20 protein-coding genes and 1 pseudogene are annotated in these 18,291 nt (G+C 71.3%); 8 read left to right on the top strand and 13 right to left on the bottom strand.

Going from position 1 to position 18,291, the window contains the following annotated elements; genetic code table 11:
* Window positions 1-18: 18 nt before the first annotated feature.
* Window positions 19-873, top strand: coding sequence for an NmrA family NAD(P)-binding protein (locus OG607_RS10350; RefSeq protein ID WP_405721605.1), 855 nt, complete (start codon window positions 19-21; stop codon window positions 871-873).
* A 14-nt stretch (window positions 874-887) separates the two neighbouring features.
* The gene (locus tag OG607_RS10345; protein WP_405721603.1) at window positions 888-1,343 is read left to right on the top strand and encodes a nuclear transport factor 2 family protein; all 456 of its coding nucleotides are present in this window, start codon (window positions 888-890) and stop codon (window positions 1,341-1,343) included.
* A gap of 34 nt (window positions 1,344-1,377) precedes the next feature.
* Here OG607_RS10345 and OG607_RS10340 read toward each other — a convergent pair whose 3' ends face one another.
* Entirely contained in the window at window positions 1,378-1,653 is a 276-nt protein-coding gene (locus tag OG607_RS10340; protein WP_405721600.1) for a helix-turn-helix domain-containing protein, read from the bottom strand.
* Window positions 1,654-1,717: 64 nt separating this feature from the next.
* On the opposite strand from OG607_RS10340, the gene map reads away from it, so the two are divergent.
* Entirely contained in the window at window positions 1,718-2,485 is a 768-nt protein-coding gene (gene map / locus OG607_RS10335) for a type I methionyl aminopeptidase (RefSeq protein ID WP_405721597.1), read from the top strand.
* A 90-nt stretch (window positions 2,486-2,575) separates the two neighbouring features.
* Here the strand turns inward: map and OG607_RS10330 are convergent.
* The 6 genes and pseudogenes from OG607_RS10330 to OG607_RS10305 form a co-directional block, all read right to left on the bottom strand.
* Window positions 2,576-3,004, bottom strand: a pseudogene (locus OG607_RS10330) (maleylpyruvate isomerase N-terminal domain-containing protein); the annotation flags it as partial.
* 83 nt (window positions 3,005-3,087) lie between these two features.
* A complete protein-coding gene (locus tag OG607_RS10325; protein ID WP_405721595.1) occupies window positions 3,088-3,654 on the bottom strand; it encodes a Uma2 family endonuclease in 567 nt (188 codons plus the stop codon).
* Between the two features lie 85 nt (window positions 3,655-3,739).
* A complete protein-coding gene (gene msrB / locus OG607_RS10320) occupies window positions 3,740-4,147 on the bottom strand; it encodes a peptide-methionine (R)-S-oxide reductase MsrB (RefSeq protein WP_405721593.1) in 408 nt (135 codons plus the stop codon).
* 11 nt (window positions 4,148-4,158) lie between these two features.
* Window positions 4,159-5,553 carry a UDP-N-acetylmuramate--L-alanine ligase gene (gene murC / locus OG607_RS10315; RefSeq protein WP_405721590.1) on the bottom strand — a complete coding sequence of 465 codons (1,395 nt, stop codon included), beginning with the start codon at window positions 5,551-5,553 and terminating at the stop codon, window positions 4,159-4,161.
* Window positions 5,554-5,638: 85 nt separating this feature from the next.
* On the bottom strand, window positions 5,639-6,112 hold the full coding sequence (locus OG607_RS10310) for an indole-3-glycerol phosphate synthase (protein WP_405721587.1): 474 nt from the start codon (window positions 6,110-6,112) through the stop codon (window positions 5,639-5,641).
* Window positions 6,113-6,209: 97 nt separating this feature from the next.
* Window positions 6,210-6,998: a pyrimidine reductase family protein gene (locus OG607_RS10305; protein ID WP_405721584.1), complete on the bottom strand. Its 789-nt coding sequence runs from the start codon at window positions 6,996-6,998 to the stop codon at window positions 6,210-6,212.
* Window positions 6,999-7,069: 71 nt separating this feature from the next.
* On the opposite strand from OG607_RS10305, the gene zapE reads away from it, so the two are divergent.
* Window positions 7,070-8,164 (top strand): cell division protein ZapE, encoded by a 1,095-nt coding sequence (gene zapE, locus OG607_RS10300; RefSeq protein WP_405721581.1) that lies wholly within the window; start codon window positions 7,070-7,072, stop codon window positions 8,162-8,164.
* A gap of 42 nt (window positions 8,165-8,206) precedes the next feature.
* Window positions 8,207-9,088 (top strand): polyphosphate kinase 2 family protein, encoded by an 882-nt coding sequence (locus tag OG607_RS10295; RefSeq protein ID WP_405721578.1) that lies wholly within the window; start codon window positions 8,207-8,209, stop codon window positions 9,086-9,088.
* A gap of 41 nt (window positions 9,089-9,129) precedes the next feature.
* On the opposite strand, the gene OG607_RS10290 is transcribed toward OG607_RS10295, so the two are convergent.
* Genes OG607_RS10290 through OG607_RS10280 form a run of 3 tightly spaced genes read right to left on the bottom strand, consistent with a single transcriptional unit; the run spans window position 9,130 to window position 12,028 of the window.
* Complete coding sequence (locus OG607_RS10290; RefSeq protein WP_405721575.1) at window positions 9,130-9,276, bottom strand: hypothetical protein; 147 nt, start codon at window positions 9,274-9,276, stop codon at window positions 9,130-9,132.
* 4 nt (window positions 9,277-9,280) lie between these two features.
* Complete coding sequence (gene treZ / locus OG607_RS10285; RefSeq protein ID WP_405721572.1) at window positions 9,281-11,062, bottom strand: malto-oligosyltrehalose trehalohydrolase; 1,782 nt, start codon at window positions 11,060-11,062, stop codon at window positions 9,281-9,283.
* 54 nt (window positions 11,063-11,116) lie between these two features.
* Window positions 11,117-12,028: a GNAT family N-acetyltransferase gene (locus OG607_RS10280; RefSeq protein ID WP_405721569.1), complete on the bottom strand. Its 912-nt coding sequence runs from the start codon at window positions 12,026-12,028 to the stop codon at window positions 11,117-11,119.
* Between the two features lie 272 nt (window positions 12,029-12,300).
* Between OG607_RS10280 and OG607_RS10275 the strand changes: the two genes are divergently transcribed.
* Window positions 12,301-12,876 (top strand): DUF1707 and FHA domain-containing protein, encoded by a 576-nt coding sequence (locus OG607_RS10275; protein WP_405721567.1) that lies wholly within the window; start codon window positions 12,301-12,303, stop codon window positions 12,874-12,876.
* A 10-nt stretch (window positions 12,877-12,886) separates the two neighbouring features.
* Here OG607_RS10275 and OG607_RS10270 read toward each other — a convergent pair whose 3' ends face one another.
* Together OG607_RS10270 and OG607_RS10265 are read right to left on the bottom strand one after the other, a co-directional pair.
* Window positions 12,887-13,378: a VOC family protein gene (locus OG607_RS10270; RefSeq protein WP_405721564.1), complete on the bottom strand. Its 492-nt coding sequence runs from the start codon at window positions 13,376-13,378 to the stop codon at window positions 12,887-12,889.
* 27 nt (window positions 13,379-13,405) lie between these two features.
* Window positions 13,406-13,873 carry a MarR family winged helix-turn-helix transcriptional regulator gene (locus tag OG607_RS10265; protein ID WP_405721561.1) on the bottom strand — a complete coding sequence of 156 codons (468 nt, stop codon included), beginning with the start codon at window positions 13,871-13,873 and terminating at the stop codon, window positions 13,406-13,408.
* A 120-nt stretch (window positions 13,874-13,993) separates the two neighbouring features.
* Between OG607_RS10265 and OG607_RS10260 the strand changes: the two genes are divergently transcribed.
* Both OG607_RS10260 and OG607_RS10255 read left to right on the top strand, forming a co-directional pair.
* Complete coding sequence (locus OG607_RS10260) at window positions 13,994-15,076, top strand: substrate-binding domain-containing protein (RefSeq protein WP_405736675.1); 1,083 nt, start codon at window positions 13,994-13,996, stop codon at window positions 15,074-15,076.
* 351 nt (window positions 15,077-15,427) lie between these two features.
* Complete coding sequence (locus OG607_RS10255; protein WP_405721559.1) at window positions 15,428-17,146, top strand: purine-cytosine permease family protein; 1,719 nt, start codon at window positions 15,428-15,430, stop codon at window positions 17,144-17,146.
* A 77-nt stretch (window positions 17,147-17,223) separates the two neighbouring features.
* On the opposite strand, the gene OG607_RS10250 is transcribed toward OG607_RS10255, so the two are convergent.
* A complete protein-coding gene (locus tag OG607_RS10250) occupies window positions 17,224-18,288 on the bottom strand; it encodes a lytic polysaccharide monooxygenase (protein WP_405721557.1) in 1,065 nt (354 codons plus the stop codon).
* Window positions 18,289-18,291 lie beyond the last annotated feature (3 nt).

Raw genomic sequence — 18,291 nt, 5'->3', positions numbered from 1 at the left:
CGCTCTCACGATTGATCCATGACTGGATCACCGCAGACCGCACTCGTCCTCGGCGGCACCGGGCGGACCGGCTCGCTCGTGGCGAGGAAGCTCGCCGAGCGGGGCCTGGGCGCCCGCTCCGCGGCGCGCCACGGCGGCGACGTGCCGTTCGACTGGGACGACCCGACCACCCACCCCGGTGCCCTCGACGGCGTCGACCGGCTCTACCTCGTCACACCCGTCCTGCGGGTCACCTACGCCGACCAGGTGGCCGCCTTCCTCGACCTCGCCGAGGCCGCAGGGGTGCGCCACGTCACGTACCTCAGCACCTACGGCGCCGACCAGGCGCCGCCGGAGGTCGACATCAGGGTCGTCGAGGCCGACCTCGCCGCCCGAGCCGCCCTCACGCACTGCATCCTGCGCCCCGCATGGGTGATGCAGAACTTCACCGACTCACACCTGCCGGTCGTCGACGGAGTGATCACGGTACCGACCGGCGGCGGCGCGGAAGCCTTCGTCGACGCGGCAGACATCGCCGCGGTCGCGGTGGAGACGCTGCTCGCCCCCGAGGCCCACGCCGGCGCGCGGTACGCCCCCACCGGCCCGCAGGCCCTCACCGTCGGCGAAGTCGCCGACACCATCGCCGCCGTGACCGGCCGGCCCGTCAGGCACCACGACATCGACCCCGGCGCGTGGATCGGCGGCGCACTCGCGGCCGGCCTCGTCCCCGCCCCGTACGCGGTGATGCTCCGCTGGCTGACCGGTACCATCGCCTCCGGCAACGGCTCCACGCCCAACGACGACGTCGAGAAGGTCACCGGCCGACCGGCTGCCACCTTCCGCGACTTCGCCCGGCGCAGCGTCCACGCCTGGACCTCTCCGGCAGCGCGGTGACCAGGTCCATCGACATGTCCATCGACGACATCTCCGACTTCGCGGCGCTGGACCCGTTCTTCCGGATCATCCGCGAGGGGCTGGCGGGCCTCGTCGACGGTGAGCACTTCTTCGACCTCCTGGCCGAGGACGTTGTCTTCGAGTACGTGATCTCAGTGCCCGGCTACCCGCGCCGGGTCCAGGGGCGCCGGGCGGTTGCCGACCTGTACCGCGGCTACGGCGATGTCATGGTCCTGCACAGCGCGGACGGGCTCGCTGTCCACCGGGATCCCGACACTTCCGTGGTCGTGCTGGAGTACGCCGTGCACGGGCGGGCAGTCCGCACCGGGCGGGCCTACGACAACCACTTCGTCTCCGTGATCACCGTGAAGGACCGCAGAGTGACGCACTGGCGGGACTACCTCGACCCCGTCGCCGTCTTCCGCGCCACCGGATGGCCGACGGAGGCCGGTCTGGCCTGTCCGCCGTGAGTGCCCATCGGAGAAAACCGGACCCCATCGAGGTTCACGCCGGAATTGCCTGGTCACCGTAGTCGCTGTCCTGCGCGCAGGCAGCAGCCAGTTCGTCCAAGGACACCTCCAGCGCCGCGGCCAGGGCCGCCACGGTGAAGAACGCCGGAGTCGGCGCCCGACCGGTCTCGATCTTGCGCAGCGTCTCCGCCGACACCCCCGCCGCTGCGGCGATCTCCACCATGCTGCGATCGCCCCGTGCCTGACGAAGCAGCGCACCGAACCGCTCGCCGCGCTGCCGTTCCCATGGAGTCAAAGGAGTTCTCACCATGCCCGTGATACTAATACCGGTATAAGAATTGGATGCCGATGGGTGAGACAGGGAGTCGCAGGACATGGTGGAGATCAAGACCGACGCGGCACTGGACGCGATGCGGGAAGCCGGGCGCGTCGTGGCCCACGCGCTCGCCGCCGTCCGGGAAGCCGCAGGCATCGGGGTGTCCCTGAAGGAGTTGGACGAAGCGGCCCGCACAGTCCTGGCCAAGGCCGGGGCACGCTCACCCTTCCTCGGCTACCGGCCCTCCTTCGCCCCCACCCCCTTCCCGGCGGTGATCTGCACCTCGGTCAACGACGCCATCGTCCACGGCATCCCCACCGAATACCGCCTGCGCGACGGCGACCTGGTCAGCATCGACTGCGGCGCGGAGCTCGACGGCTGGACCGGCGACGCCGCCATCAGCTTCACCGTCGGCACCCCTCGCCCCGCCGACCTGGAGCTGATCAACGCCACCCAGCGCGCTCTCGACGCCGGCATCGCCGCAGCCAACCCCGGCAACCGGATCGGCGACATCTCCCACGCCATCGGCACCGCCGCCCGATCAGCACGCTGCGGCATGCCCGCCGACTTCGGCGGCCACGGCATCGGCCGCCGTATGCACGAAGACCCCCACGTCCCCAACCGAGGACGTCCCCGCCGCGGCTTCCCCCTGCGCCACGGCCTGACCCTCGCCATCGAGCCCATGCTCATGGCCGGCGGACGCGACAACTACCGTACCGGCACCGACGGCTGGACCCTGCACACCATCGACGGCAGCCGAGCAGCCCACATCGAGCACACCGTCGCCATCACCGAAGAAGGCCCCCGCATCCTGACCCTGCCCTGATCCGAACAGCGTCGGAGGACCAGCTCACCGGCCGTGCCCCGGGCGGAGGCGTCGGCCGCGTCCGGGTGCTCGCCGGCAGCGGTGTCGGACGTCCGGCAGCGGCTGCGGGGAGCCCAGGGTGACCTGGGCGTCGTAGGTGTGCACCGCGACCTCCTGGAGCTGGTGCCGGGCGACGGCACCGCAGGTCTGCGCCGACTGCGACCCACCCCACCACGTCCAGCAACCGCGATCCGGGCCGGCCTCGCGCAGCGCGTCCAGTAGCTCCTGCGTCGATGCGGCCGACCAGGCCGGCAGGGCCTCGCGCTCCCGAGGCGCGGCCGGGGCGCCCTCCGATGCGGACTTGGCCCGGGCGGCAGGCCCTGCGGTGATGGTGGCGGCCCAGGAGCGGCGCCCCTGGCCCAGGTGCTGCACCAGATCGAACAGCGTTCACTCGGGGCAGGTCGGCACCTGCACGTCGAGGCTGGGCGCGGAGGCGACCACGGCTCGGAAGGCGGTCGATCGTTCCCCGATCAGCCGCAGCAGATCGGGGAACTCCAGAGTCTTTCCACTCCGGCTGTCTATCACCGTGCTCCGACAACCGGACAGCGATTTTCACGACGCAGTCAGACAGCGCCGAGGTCGATCTCCACAGGGAAGGGAGCCGAGACCTTGACCGTGCCGGTGAAGACCTCTCCGTCCCGGTAGGCGCTGGTCGCGGGGTCGAGGACGTACGTGTACACCAACGGGACGCCGGTGGCGGCCTGTTCGATCCGCCAGTAGAAGGCGATCCCGGCCTTGGCGTACTGGTCCACCTTCACGATCCGGTCGGTGGTCTCCGAGCCGGGTGAGACGACCTCGACGACCAGCAGTACGTGCTCCGGGCGGGTCGGCGTGATGTCGATCGTGTCCGTGCGATAGACGACGACGTCCGGACGGCGGTTGGTGAGCGGCACGTCCTGCAGCCGGACGTCGAAGTCCGTGTCGGCGTTCCAGTCGGGGCCGGCGGCGGAGTCCAGCGCGTTGGCCAGGATTCGGTCCAGGCGGTTGTGCCGCTTGGACGCACTGGGGCTCACGACGACCATCCCGTCCACGATCTCGATGCCCGTGCACTGCTCTTCGGACCAGGATTCGTACTGCTCGGCCGTGATCTGCTCGTGCATCCACGCGGGGGCGACCATCTCGGCGGCCATGGCGTACCTCCCCTGAGTCCGCTCGACGGGTTTGGTCCTGCTGACGGCAGCGTACTGCTTCAGGCTCTCCCGGCCCTGGCCTCGCTCAGGCCTCGTCGGGGGAGAGCCGGAGCGAGATGCTGTTGATGCAGTAGCGCTGGTCGGTGGGTGTGGCGTAGCCCTCGCCCTCGAAGACATGGCCGAGGTGGGAGCCGCAGCGGGCGCAGCGGACCTCGGTGCGGAGCATGCCCATCGTGCGGTCCTCGATCAGTTCGACGGCGTCGGTGTCGGCCGGGTCGTAGAAGCTGGGCCAGCCGCAGTGGGACTCGAATTTGGTGTCGGAGCGGAAGAGCTCGGCGCCGCAGGCCCGGCAGGAGTAGACGCCGGTGGTCTTGGTGTCGGTGTATTCGCCGACGAAGGCGCGCTCGGTACCGGCCTCGCGCAGGACGGCGTACTCCTGCGGGGTCAGCTCGGCACGCCATTCGCGCTCGGTCTTCTCGACCTCGTACGACACGGGGGTCCTCCTCAGTTCTCCAGGTGGGCGAGGATCTCAGGACCGAGGTCGGTCACGTCTCCGGCGCCCATGGTGAGAACAAGGTCACCGGGCTTGGCCATTCCTGCGACGACGCCGGGGACGGCTTTCTTGTCGTGCTCGGCGGTTACGTCGGCGCCCTTCGCGGTCGCGGCGTCGATGATCAGCGCGCTGGTGACACCGGGGACGGGGTCCTCGCGGGCGGGGTAGATGTCCAGGACCACGGAGGCGTCGGCGAGGGTGAGCGCCTGGCCCATTTCGAGGCCGAGTTCCTGGGTGCGGCTGAACAGATGCGGCTGGAAGACCACGAGGATCCGGCTGCCGGGGGCGACGGCCTCGCGGAGGGCTTCGAGGTCGGCGCTCATCTCGGTGGGGTGGTGGGCGTACGAGTCGATGACCTGGACGCCGTTCGCGGTGCCCTTGAGCTGGAGGCGGCGCTTGACGCCGGTGTACGAGCCGAGGGCCTTCGCCAGTTCGGCGGGGTCGACGCCGAGGGCGGTCCCGGCGGCGAGGGCGGCGACGGCGTTGTGGGCGTAGTGCCGGCCGGGGACGGAAACGGTGAAGGTGAGCTCGGTGTCATCGAGGAGGACGGTCACCTCGCTGGTCATGCCGCGCGGGGTGATGTCCAGGATGCGTACGTCCGCCTCGTCGTCCGCGCCGACCCGGACGATGTTCAGCCCGTCGCGGGCGGCCACCCGGGCGGCCAGTTCGCGGGCGCCGGAGTGCTCGCCCACGACCAGGGTGCCGCCGGGGCGGATCTTGCCCGTGAAGATCTCGAAGGACTCGTAGATCTGGTCCATCGAGGCGTAGTTGGCGTGGTGGTCCAGCTCCACATTGAGGACGATGGCGACCTCGGGGTCGTACTTCTGGAAGCTCCGGTCGCTTTCGTCCGCCTCGGCGACGAAGATCGCCCCCGTGCCGTGATGGGCGTTCGAACCCGGTGCGTCCAGGTCCCCGCCGATCGCGTACGACGGGTCGAGGCCCAGCGCGCCGAGGCTGACGGCCAGCATCGACGTGGTGGTCGTCTTTCCGTGCGTCCCGGCCACCGCGATCGGCCGGAAGCCGGTCATCAGCGCCGCCAGCGCGTCCGAGCGGTGCACCACCGGGACACCGCGCTCGTGCGCGGCGGCGAGCTCCGGGTTGTCCGCGCGAATGGCGCTCGACACGACGACGCTGGAGGCGTCCGCCGCGAGGTGCGCGGCGGCGTGCCCGATGTGCACGGTCACGCCCAGCGCGCGCAGCGCGGCGGCCGTCTCCGAGTCCTTGGCGTCGCTTCCGGCCACGTGCGCGCCCCGCTGGGCCAGGATCTTCGCGATGCCCGACATTCCGGCGCCGCCGATGCCGATGAAGTGCGGTCGGTTGAGGGCGGGGGGAATGCTCGGTGCCATGTGCGCGTCTCCCGGGGTTGTGCGGGCCTGCTGGGTTTGCGGGTTTGCAGCCCCGATTCTTCCACGCGGGTGGGGTGGGCCCCGGTCAGTCGTCCACGTTGTGGGCGAAGAGCTTGAGCACGGGCACACCGACCTTGTGGCGCGCGCGGGACGTCCAGTCGCGGTGGAAGAACTCCTCGACGAGGTGGGGGGCGGTGAGGACGATGACCTCGTCGGCGCCGGTCTGCTCGACGACCGATTTGAGGAGTTCGATGGGGTGGCTTTCGACGACCTCGCCGATCGCCTCGCTGCCCGCGTCGCGAAGCGCCGTCAGCGAGTGGCTGAGGGCGCGCTCGGCGGGGAGGAGCGCGTTGCCGCCCTCTGGCTGTCTGCCCTCGCGCACGGCCTTGTCGAGCTCGCCGAGGGCCACGTCGTCGATCGCCCTGAGCAGGCGGTCCTGGTCGCCGCGGGGCTGCATGAGTACGACGAAGGAGACGGGCTCGTCGCCGTGGAGCGTGGTGACGAGTTCCACGTCGGCCGGGACCAGCGGCTTCTCGATCATGAGTACGGTCGTGAACACGAACGCGTCCTTCTTTCTGACGTCTGACGTTTCTCACGGGCACGCGGTGTAAGTGTTCCCTCACACCGGCAAACGGAACGGTGTATTCCGGCGGATGTCAGCCGCCCGTGTGGCGGGCGTAGCGCGTGAACAGGAAGCCGTCCTCCTCCAGGATCGCGACGGGGGTGAATCGTTCCGGCTCGGTGAGACCGGGGCCGGGACCGTGCATGATCCGCATGGCGTCGCCGGCGGTGACCAGCGGGGCGAGGGTCAGGCACAGCTCGTCGAGAGCGCCGGCCGCCGCGAACTGGGCGAGCAGCCTCGGGCCGCCCTCGGCCAGCAGCCGGGTCAGGCCCCGCGCGGCCAGCTCGCGCACCGCGCGGGCCGGGTCCACGCGGGTGCCGTCGCCGGCGACGACGACAAGGGCGCCGGCCTTCTCGGCGGCGGTCACGCGGTCGGCGGGGGCGTCGGCGCCGGTGAGGACGAGGGTCGGGGTGAGGGGCTCGGTGAACAGCGGCAGGGAGAAGTCCAGGTCCAGGGCGGAGCTCACCACCGCGATGGCCGGGGCCGGGGCCTGTCCGGCGGCGGCGCGGCGGGCCCGGAAGTCGTCACGGGCCCGGGCGGGCCGGTAGCCCTCCTGGCGTACCGTTTCCGCGCCCACGACGACCGCGTCCGCGAGAGCCCGCAGTACGCCGAAGACCCGCATGTCGCCGTCCGACGACAGCGGCTGCGACCGGCCGTCGTGCCGGGCCGCGCCGTCCAGCGAGGACACCATGTTCGCCCGCAGCCACGGCGTGCCGGGCCGCAGCTCCGGGTAGGCGTACGCGTCCGCGAGGCCGTCCAACGTGGTCAGGTCGGCCGGTGCGGGGGCCGATGCGGGGGCCGGTGCCGGGAAGAGGCGCTGCATGGCATGCAGTCTGGCACGACGTGGGGTGCGCCACACGGGGCCGGACGGGGTACGTAATGGCACTAGGCTGAATGGTTGTGTCGTCCACCGTGTCCTCCGGGTCTCCCGCCGCCGCTCCCTCCGCCGGAGCCGCGCTCATAGCCCTGTCCGAGCGCGAGCCGCACGTCCCCGCGGACCGGCTGGTCGCCGAGATGGTGCCGCCGCCGCGCTTCGACTCCGTGCGCTTCGACAACTACCTCCCGGACCCCGATCAGCCCAGCCAGGCCGAGGCCGTCCGGGTCCTGGGCGGATTCGCGGCGACCCTGGGCGGCCCGCCGGCCGACGCGCGCAAGCGCTGGTTCCGGCGCGAGGCCCCCGCGCCCGCCGGCCCCGCCGGGGTGTACCTCGACGGCGGCTACGGTGTCGGCAAGACCCACCTGCTGGCCTCTCTCTGGCACGCCACGCCCGCCCCGCGCGAGCAGAAGGCCTTCGGCACCTTCGTGGAGCTGACCAACCTCGTCGGCGCCCTCGGCTTCCAGCACGCCGTACGGGCGCTCAGCGGCCACCGGCTGGTCTGCATCGACGAGTTCGAGCTCGACGACCCCGGCGACACGGTCCTGGTCTCCAGCCTGCTCGCCAAGCTCTCCGACGCAGGCGTCAGGCTCGCCGCCACGTCCAACACCCTCCCCGGCAAGCTCGGCGAGGGCCGCTTCGCCGCCGCCGACTTCATGCGCGAGATCCAGGGCCTGTCCGCCCGCTTCCGCTCCCTGCGCATCGACGGCCAGGACTACCGCCACCGGGGCCTCCCCGAGGCCCCCTCCCCGTACGCCGACGAGCAGGTGGCCGCCGCCGCCTCGCGTACGCCCGGGGCCTCCCTGGACGACTTCGGCGCCCTCCTGGCGCACCTCGCCCGCGTCCACCCCAGCCGCTACGGCGCGCTCTGCGACGGCGTCGACGCGGTCTTCCTCCAGGGCGTCAAGCCGGTCGCCGACCAGGCCACCGCCCTGCGGCTGGTCGTCCTCGCCGACCGGCTCTACGACCGCGAGGTGCCCGTCATGGCCTCCGGCGAGCCCTTCGACCGCATCTTCAGCGAGGAGATGCTGGCCGGCGGCTACCGCAAGAAGTACTTCCGGGCCATCTCCCGGCTGACCGCCCTCGCGCGCGACGCGAAGGGCCTGGCCGGGTAGCCAGCCCTGGCGGGCGCGGCCGATCCGGCGGACGATCGGACCGTGCCGAAGAAGAGCAAGAAGCACCCGGACGCCCCTGCCGCCGCCACCGACCTGCGCCCGCTCCTGCGTGTGGCGCCCGGCGGCCCGGTCGACCTGTCCGCGTACGACACCTCCGCCCGCCCCGGCGGCCCGCCACGCAAGGTGCACGCCCGCGCCGGTATGGCCGGTACCGGATCACGGCTGGGCGACCTGCAGGACCGGCTCTTCGCGCAGAGCTCGACCGGCGACCGGCGCCGCCTGCTCCTCGTACTGCAGGGCATGGACACCTCGGGCAAGGGCGGCACCGTCAAGCACGTCCTCAGCGGCCTCAACCCGGCGGGCTGCCGCCACCGGGCCTTCAAGCCGCCCACCGAGGAGGAGCGGGCCCACCCCTTCCTCTGGCGGGTCGAGCGCTCGCTGCCGCACCCCGGCGAGATCGGCGTCTTCGACCGCTCGCACTACGAGGACGTGCTCGTCGCCCGCGTACGCGGCCTCGTGCCGCCCGCCGTCTGGCTGGACCGCTACGACGAGATCAACGACTTCGAGCGCAAGCTCACCGACGACGGGATCACCCTCGTCAAGGTCTTCCTCCACATCAGCTACGAGGAGCAGCGGGCCCGGCTCCTCGCCCGCCTGGACACCCCGCGCAAGCACTGGAAGTTCTCGCCGTCCGACATCGACGACCGTGCGCTGTGGCCCGCCTACCAGGAGGCGTACGAAGACGCCCTCAGCCGCTGCTCCACCGAGGCCGCGCCCTGGTACATCGTCCCCGCCGACCGCAAGTGGTACCGCAACTGGGCGGTGGGCCGGCTGCTCCTGGAGCACCTCCAGGAGCTCGGTCCGCGCTATCCGCCCGCCGCGTTCGACGTCGACGAATGCCGCGGCCTGCTCCTGGCGACGTAGCGCGGCTGAATTCAGCCCGTCCGGCGCTTGAGGACAAAGCGCTAGCCCGAGCAGGCCGTGCGCTGGGCCTCCTGCCACTCGCACACCGGGCACAGGGTGATGCCGCGCTGCGATTCCGGGTATTCGGTGGGCTCGCGGCACAGCACGCATTCGGCGCGGGGCTCGTCGGTCTGCGCGTCGGCGGTCATGCGTTCAGCCTAGGCGCAGTACGGCCGCCGAGTGCCCCGGCAGCCGCAGCATCCCGTACGCGTCCGGAGGCTCGCAGGGCGTCCAGGCGGCGACGAACTCGGCGGGGCCGGGCAGCCCGAGGTCCACTTCCGCGTCCTCGGCGGAGAAGTTCACGGCGATGCGGAAGCGCCCCCGCTCGACGCACAGGGTGCTCTCGCCGGGGATCACCCGTACCGCCTCCAGATCGGGGTCGGTGAGGTCGGGCTCGGCGTGCCGCAGGGCGATGAGGCGGCGGTACCAGTCGAGCAACGCCGCATGCGCATGGGTATCGCGCTCGGACCAGTCGAGGCAGGAGCGGCGCCGGGTGGCGGGGTCCTGGGGGTCGGGGATGTCGTCGGCGGCCCAGCCGTGGGCGGCGAACTCGCGGCGGCGGCCACGCGTGATGGCGGCCGCCAGCTCGGGGTCGGCGTGGTCGGTGAAGAACTGCCAGGGGGTGAGCGCGCCCCACTCCTCGCCCATGAAGAGCATCGGCGTGTACGGCGAGGTCAGCACCAGGGCGGCCGCGGCGGCCAGCAGCCCGGGCGTCACCGTGGCCGAGAGGCGGTCGCCGGTGGCGCGGTTGCCGATCTGGTCGTGGGTCTGGGTGTACGCGAGGAAGCGGTGGGCCGGGGTGCTCGTACGGTCCACCGGGCGGCCGTGGACGCGGTGCCGGAAGCCGGAGTAGGTGCCGTTGTGGAAGAAGACCTCCCGCAGCACCTTGGCCAGGCCGCCGGTGCCCGCCCGCGCGAAGTCCTCGTAGTAGCCGTGGGATTCACCCGTCACGGTGGCGTGCAGGGCGTGGTGGAAGTCGTCGTTCCACTGCGCGTGCAGCCCGAGGCCGCCCGCCTCGCGCGGGGACGTGCTGCGCGGGTCGTTCAGATCCGACTCCGCGATCAGGAACAGCGGCCGCCCGAGCGCGGCGGACAGGGCGTCAACTTCCGTCGACAGCTCCTCCAGGAAGTGCAGCGCGCGCGTGTCGACCAGCGCGTGCACCGCGTCCAGCCGCAGCCCGTCGAGCCGGTAGTCGCGCAGCCAGGCCAGCGCGCTGCCGATCAGATAGGCCCGCACCTCGTCCGACCCCGGCGCGTCCAGATTGACCGCGTCCCCCCAGGGCGTGTGGTGCCGGTCGGTGAAGTACGGCCCGAAGGCGGGGAGGTAGTTGCCGGAGGGCCCGAGGTGGTTGTGCACGACATCCAGCACCACCCCCAGGCCCAGCGCATGGGCGGCGTCCACGAAGCGCTTCAGGCCCTCCGGCCCGCCGTAGGGCTCGTGCACCGCCCACAGCGACACCCCCTCGTACCCCCAGCCGTGCGTCCCGGGGAACGGGCACACCGGCATCAGCTCGATGTGCGTGATCCCCAGCCCGGCCAGATACGGCAGCCGTTCCACCGCCGCGTCGAAGGTGCCCTGGGGGGTGAACGTGCCGACGTGCAGCTCGTACAGCACCGCCCCCGGCAACGGCCGCCCCGGCCACTGCCCGCTCGCGCTCCCGCTCCCGCTCCCGCTCCCGCTCCCGCTCCAAGCGAAGGCGTCGTGGTCGACGACCGCGCTCGCTCCGTCCGGCCCGTCCGGCTGCCGCCGCGAGCGCGGATCGGGCAGTGGTCGATCGCTCCCGTCCAGCACGAACGCGTATCGCGAGCCCGCGGCGGCGGGCGCCTCGGCGACCCACCAGCCGTCGCGTCCCGGGTCGCGCTGCATGTCGTGCGCGCGACCGTCGACCCGAACCTCCACCTCAGCGGCGCCCGGCGCCCACACCTCGAAGAGCATGGTCACCATGCTGCGGTACGCCGGGCCCGCCGTCAGGGAATCACACGAGGTTGATCACACGAGGTTGATCCGTTCCTGCGTCAGCGGATAGCCCGCCTTCGCGAAATGCGCCGCCATCGGAACATTGGCCTGGTCGGTCGCGGCCGCGATCAGGTCCGCCCCCTGCCGGGCCAGGTCGTGCGTGCACTCGGCCAGCAGGTCGTACGCGTAGCCGTGGCCGCGCTGCTCCGGCAGCACGCCGATGAACCCGACGACGTGCACGCCCGCCCCGTTACGGCTCGGCACCTGGATCCCCACCGGCTCCCCGCCGGGCGTGTACGCCAGCCGCCACCACTCGCGGGGCGAGGGGAACCAGAGCAGGATGTCCAGCTCCTCCCGCGCCGCCGCGTCGGCGCCCGCGGTCTCCGTCGTGTGCCGGGTATGGGCGTCCAGGCTGCCCTGCCCGATCCGCCTGAGCACGTCCAGGATCACGTCGTCGTCCGGCTCCGGCCGGAACTCCAGCCGCCCCGGCCGCTCCGGCAGCCCGCAATCCGGCGTCCACTCGTAGCGGTACCGCTCGACCAGCGGTTCCATCCCCGCCACGATCGCGGTGTCGATCCGCGCTTGCGCCACGTCCCGCACGGCGGGCCTGTCGCGCCAGCCGGGCGGCAGCAGCAGGTCGTACTCGGCCTTCAGCGGCGCGGCGCGCAGCAACCGCACGGCGGCATCGGCATCGCTGAAGTCGAACCAGTCCAGCGCTTTCGGCTCGGCATCCTTCGGCGCGGCCCACCAAGCGGCGCGGGCGACGACCGTGCCTTCGCGCAACGCGATCCAGGACCACTCGGGCCGGTACTCGCCGCCCTCGTCGGTCAGCGCGAAGGCGTGGCCGAGCAGGGAGCGGCCGACGAGGCCGAGACCGGGGGCGGTCAGTGAGTTGAACAGGTGTGTCTCGCCCGCTTCGAGCGGGCGGATGACCAGATCGGACATGGGTGTTCTGAGTCCTTACGGGAGAGTGACGCGCTCCCGGATCAGACGCGGGACGCCCTTCGGCGGGGGCGGGAGCGCACAGGTGACTTCACGTACATCGCTCTCGCCTCCTTTCCGGTCATGGGCGTTGGGCCGACCCTAGCCCCGGTCTCCGGGGCCGTCCACGTATTTACGGTGACGGGCCACAGCCATCGGATGCCGTCCTGCAACAGAACGTAACAGGACGCGCTGACAACGCCCTTCCTGCCCGTCCTGCCTGCCACAATCACGGCGTGACGTCGTACGAGTTCGAGACCTCCCCGGCGCGGCTGTCGGATGCCGAGCGCGAGCGCGTCATCGTCATGCTCCGCGAGGGCGCGGTCGAGGGACGGCTGTCGCATGACACGTTCGTCCGCCGGATGGGCCTGGCGCTGGCCGCCCGCGAGCGCGGTGAGCTGCGCGTGCTCACCGCCGATCTGCCGCCTGCGCGGGGCCGGTTGTCCCGCCTGCTGCTGCGGGCGGTGGGCAAGGCGTCGGCCTTCAACGTGACGCTGCGCGCGGCGTGGCGGGCGGAGCGGCTGCCGCCGCTGGTGCTGCCGGAACCGGGGTCGCGGTCGTATCCGCTCCGGATAGGGCGGGATGTGGCCAACGGCCTCCGCCTGAGCGACAGTTCGTCCTCCCGTATGCACGCGGAGCTGCGCTATGAGGCGCACGGCTGGGTGCTGCGCGACCTCGGCTCGATGAACGGCACGTTCGTCAACGGGCGGCGGGTGATCGGGGCGGTGGCCGTCCGGGCGGGGGACGAGGTCACGTTCGGGCGGATGAGCTTCCGGCTGGCCGCCGACGCGGGCCCCGGCCGGCGGGAGTGAGCAAGGGCTCTCAGCGGTGCGGCAGGGGCGTTCGCCGCTCCGCCGCGTCGATCAGATCCCGGCCGTCCTCGACCCGCATGATGTGGCCGCTCGCCCGGGGCGTGTGCTCGGTCATCGTGTAGAAGCGGATCTCGTGCCCGTCCGGGTCGTGCAGCAGCGGCAGAATCCACCCCACCTTCGTCCGGATCACGCCGCCGTGCTTCTCGCCCAGCCGGTCCAGGTGCGCCGCGAGCGCCTGGATGGCCTTCTCGTCCGCCACCCCGATCGCGAACCAGACGGATCCGGCGGCCGCCTCGGACATGGCGGGGTCCCGCCGCAGCCCGAAGCGCGGGCCCCCGGCGGGGTGGTCAAGGAAGATCCCCATGAGGGTGCCCTTCTCGACGAACTCGGCGGCGCGGTGGTAGCCGAGGACCCGGGCGTACCAGGCCTCCGAGCGGGCGAGGTCGCGCACGGGCAGCTTCAGGTGGTGAACCCCGGCAAGTCGGGGCATTTCGTCGTCCATGGGTACACGGTAGCCAGCTGGGACGGGTCAGGCCCGTCCGGCACGACGGGCGTCCGGCACGTCGTCGAAGGTCGCCCCGTCCAGGGTGGCACCGAGCAGCAGGAGCGTACGGCTGAGCTCGCCGTGGTCGCCGATGGCGTCGAGCAGGCGGGCCTGGTCGGTGTGGACGCGGTGGGCGGCCCGTTCGTGCAGGATGCGGCCACGGGCGGAGAGGTGGAGCAGGACGCGGCGGCGGTCGGCGGGGTCGGGACGCCGGTAGACGAGGTTGTCGGCGATCATGCGGTCGACGAGTTTGGTCAGGCTGGGCGCCGGCAGCAGCGCGTACCCGGCGATCTCGGTCATCGGGTGCCCCTGCCCGTCGGCGGCGATCGAGAGAACGCGCCATTGCTCCACCGAGCAGCCCTCTTCGGCCAGTACGGCGGCGAGCCGTTGCGCCAGGCGTCGCTCGGTGTGGCTGAGGAGGCGGGCGAGCTCCCCTGACGGTTCGGCGGGCATTGCCGGTGTCCTTCCGGTAGGTCTACTGTCGGACAGATTAAGAGCCTCTGCGAGGGTGCCGGGGCCGGGATATCAGGATCCGCGTCCCCCTATGCCCCTCACGGAGGTGTTCTCGTGTACCTGGGGCCGCCGCAGAACAACGGCAACGGCCGACCGGACGAGACACTGACTGTCGCCCTTGTCGTGCCCCTGCAGGGCTCGGCGGGGATCTTCGGCCCGTCCTGCGAGCTGTCGGCGCGCCTGGCGGAGGAGGAGATCAACGCCGCGGGCGGGGTGCTGGACCGTGAGGTCCGGCTGATCGTGGTGGACGGCGGGGCGCCGCCCGCGCAGGTGGCGTCCGAGGTCGAGGCGCTGGTGTCGCTGGGCGCGGTGGACGCGGTGGTCGGCTGGCACATCTCCGCGGTGCGGCAGACGCTGGCCCCGCGCATCGCGGGCCGGGTGCCGTATGTGTACACCGCCCAGTACGAGGGGGGCGAGCGCACCCCGGGGGTGTTCCTCACCGGGGAGACCGACGCGGCCCAACTGCTCCCGGCGATGCGGCTGCTGGCCGAGGCCACCGGCGTACGGCGCTGGTGCACGGTCGGCAACGACTACGTCTGGCCACGGGTGACCGCCCGTGCCGCGCGGCGGTACGCCCGCGCGTGCGGGGGCCGGGTGCGGGACGAGGTCTTCGTGCCGCTGGGCACCGAGGACTTCGGGGCGGTGTTGCGCCGGGTCGAGAGCTGCGAGGCGGACGCGGTGCTGATGCTGCTGGTCGGGGACGATGCGGTGCGCTTCAGCCGGGCCTTCGCGGCGTACGGACTGCACCAGCGGTGCCTGCGGCTGAGCACGCACATGGACGAGAACATGCTGCTGGCGACCGGGGCGGAGGCCACCGACGGGCTGTGGGCCGCGTCCGGGTTCTTCGAGACGCTGGCCACCGCCGAGAGCCTGGACTTCGGCCGCCGCTACGCCGACCGCTTCGGCGTGGACGCGCCGGTCGTGGGCAGCCTCGGCGAGTCCTGCTTCGAGGGCCTGCGGCTGCTCGCCGCGCTGGCCGAACAGGCCCGGTCGCTGGACGTACGGGCGATGCGCCAGGCCGGCGACACGGTCGCGTACGAAGGGCCGCGCGGTGCGCTGAGGCTCGACGGCAACCACCTCGACCAGCGGCTCTACCTCGCGCGGGCGGACGGCTTCGGCTTCGACGTCGTCGCTCAACTCTGACCCCCTGTCAGGTGCCTGACCCGTGTGCCGCCACTGCCCATTGACATTACCTTCCCCTGGAAATACTTTCTAGGGGAAGTATTGATCCGGGCAACCTCCGTCGCGCCCCCTCGGTGGCGGGAGCGGGCGCCGGGTGCGCCGTCCGGTGTGCCGCCCGGGGTCCCGAGGAGAATTCTGATTCACCATTTCGGATTTCCCTTGAGGTAATTCTACGCGCGTCAATAAAAAGGCAGCCGAAGCGCCTTTATTTAAAGGACGCGAAACGGACCGGAAACACGCCGACGCCACTCTTCCGTCGATGCCCCGGGGCTTCCAGGGCATCTGACCTTGTGTGTGGAAGAGGGAATAGCCGTGACGGACACTCAGGCCGCGATCGACAATGAGGTGCCGCCCGGCACCGCCGAAGCGGCGACAACGAGGAAGTACAACGGCTGGACGAACAACACCACCCTGGAGGACTACTCGCTGCGCTACGCGCCGAAGTCCTTCCGCCGCTGGACGCCGTACGTCGTGGCCACCACGGCGCTCGGCGGCATCGCCTATCTCGCGGACTTCGCGATCGGCGGTTCCATCGCCATTTCCAATGGCTTCAGCAGCGCACTGGTCGCAATCCTGGCCGCCGCCATCACCATTTTCCTGACCGGTATCCCGATCTCGTACTACTCGGCGAAGTACTCGATCGACATGGATCTCCTGACCCGAGGCGCCGGATTCGGCTATCTGGGCTCGACGCTCACCTCGGTCATCTACGCCAGCTTCACCTTCATCTTCTTCGCCCTCGAAGGCTCGATCATGGCGCAGGCCCTGGAGCTGGGCCTGCACATCCCGCTCGCCGTGGGCTATCTGATCTGCTCGCTGATCATCCTGCCGCTGGTGTTCTACGGGATGACCGCGCTGTCGAAGATGCAGGTGTGGACCCAGCCCGTCTGGCTGGTGCTGATGGTGGCCCCCTTCGTCTCCATCGCCATCCAGGACCCGGACAAGTTCTCGCAGTTCACCCACTTCGCGGGCAACTCGCCCACCGGCTCCTCCCTCAGCCTGCTCGGCGTCGGCGCGGGCGCCGGTGTCGCCCTCTCGCTCATCGCCCAGATCGGTGAGCAGGTCGACTACCTGCGCTTCATGCCCGACAAGACCCCCGCCAACGCCAAGAAGTGGTGGGGCGCGGTCCTGTCCGCCGGTCCCGGCTGGGTGATCCTCGGCGCGGCCAAGCAGATCGGCGGCGCCTTCCTGGCCTTCTACATCGCCGGCAGCGTCGGCCTGGCCAAGGCCAACGAGCCGATCCAGCAGTACGTGTCGGGCTTCAAGACCTTCGCGGCGCCTGTCGCGCTCGGCCTGGCGACCTTCTTCGTCATCCTGTCCCAGATCAAGATCAACACGACGAACGCCTACTCCGGCTCCCTGTCGTGGTCCAACTTCTTCTCCCGCCTCACCCACCGCCACCCCGGCCGCGTCGTCTACATCTTCCTCAACGTCGGCATCGCGCTGGCCCTGATGGAAGGCGGCGTCTTCGGCTTCCTCAACACGGTGCTGGGCTTCTACTCCAACGTCGCCATCGCCTGGATCGGCGCGGTCGTCGCCGACCTGGTCATCAACAAGCCGCTGAAGCTCAGCCCCTCGTACATCGAGTTCAAGCGCGCCCACCTGTACAACTTCAACCCGGTCGGCTTCGGCTCCATGCTCGTCGCCTCGGCGGTGTCCATCGCCGCGTACTTCAACGCCTTCGGCGACTACGGCAAGGCGTTCTCGCCCTTCATCGCCCTGTTCATCGCCATGGCGCTGTCCCCGCTGCTGGCCTACCTCACCAAGGGCAAGTACTACATCGCCCGCACCGACGACCAGGACGAGCCGCTCTTCCTGGAGGACGGCCTGCTCTCCGCCGTCACCCTCACCTGCGCCGTCTGCGCCGAGGAGTTCGAGCGTCCCGACATGGCCGGCTGCCCCTTCCACTCCGGTGCCATCTGCTCGCTGTGCTGCAGCCTGGAGAAGGACTGCCACGACTCCTGCAAGAGCGGCCCCGGCGCCACCGGCCCGGTCGACCTCGCCATGCCCACCGTGCCGTCGGCCGGCTGACCGGCGCCCGGACACATGCGGCTGCCCCGGCTTGCGTCCTGTGACGCGCGCCGGGGCAGCCGCTCGCCGCAGGGAAATCAGGTCGGCATGCAGGTGAAGGTGGTCGTGGAATCCGGTGGACTGCCGGTGCCGTTGACCACGAAGCCGAAGGATGTGGACGCACCGACCGCCAGGGAGCCGTTCCAGTCGGCGTTCTCGGCCATCATGGCGGTGCCGACGGCGGTGAGGCGGCCGTTCCAGAGGCTGGCGACGGACTGGCCGGAGGCCAGGGACCAGTGGACCATCCAGCCGAGCATGGGGACGGTGCCGGTGTTGGCGACGGCGACCTCGGACTGGTAGCCGCCGGGCCAGGTGCTGACGGTGCGGTAGGTGGCGGTGCAGGCGCTGCCGCTGGGCGGCGGGTCGGTGGAGCCGGTGCCGTCGCCCACGCCGGTGACCTCGCCGGTGCCGCCGTCGAAGACGACGTCGGAGCAGCTGTAGAAGGTCTCGGCGCTGTCGGAGCGCTGCCAGACGGTGTAGATGATGTGGCGCCCGGACTTGCCGGAGGGCAGGTTGCCGGTCCACTTGTAGGCGCCGTCGAGCGTCCCGACGGTGCCGGTCACGGGCGGGTGGTCGACCGAGAGGAAGGGCGTGTCCTCTACGTCGGCCCAAGTCAGCGGCTTGGTCGGGTCGAAGCCGTCCTTGGTGACGTACTGGTAGAACCAGCCGGGGTGGGCCGCCCAGGCGTTGTAGGAGAAGTCGAAGGAGGCGCCGGAGGTGAGGTGGGTGAGCGGCCAGTCGTTCCGGGCGAGGTCGAAGCCGGAGAAGGTCGTGTTGCCGCCGCTGCAGAGCTGGCCGTCGGGGACGAAGCCGCGGGTGCGGCCGGCGCCGTCGGAGCGGAGCACGGAGAACCAGTTGTAGAAGGGCGTGGTGCCGCTCTGCGCGGCCGCCGCCGCGCAGGCCGCGTTCTTGGGCTTGATCTCGCCGGTGGAGGTGAGGCCGTCCTTGTAGCAGAGGAAGGTACGGCTGCCGGGTGCCATGGGCGCGCCGTGTGCGGAGGCGGTGCCACCGGTGATCAGGACGAGGCAGAAGGCGGGCAGGGCGGCGAGGAGGGCGAGCAGCACGAGGCCGTGGGAACCCCGTAGGCGTAATCGTCTGGTCATGTG

The organism is Streptomyces sp. NBC_01537 (genome assembly GCF_045040445.1).
Lineage (GTDB): Bacteria > Actinomycetota > Actinomycetes > Streptomycetales > Streptomycetaceae > Actinacidiphila.
The sequence above is the reverse complement of the archived record's forward strand: the minus strand, read 5'-3'. Positions and strand labels throughout refer to the sequence as shown.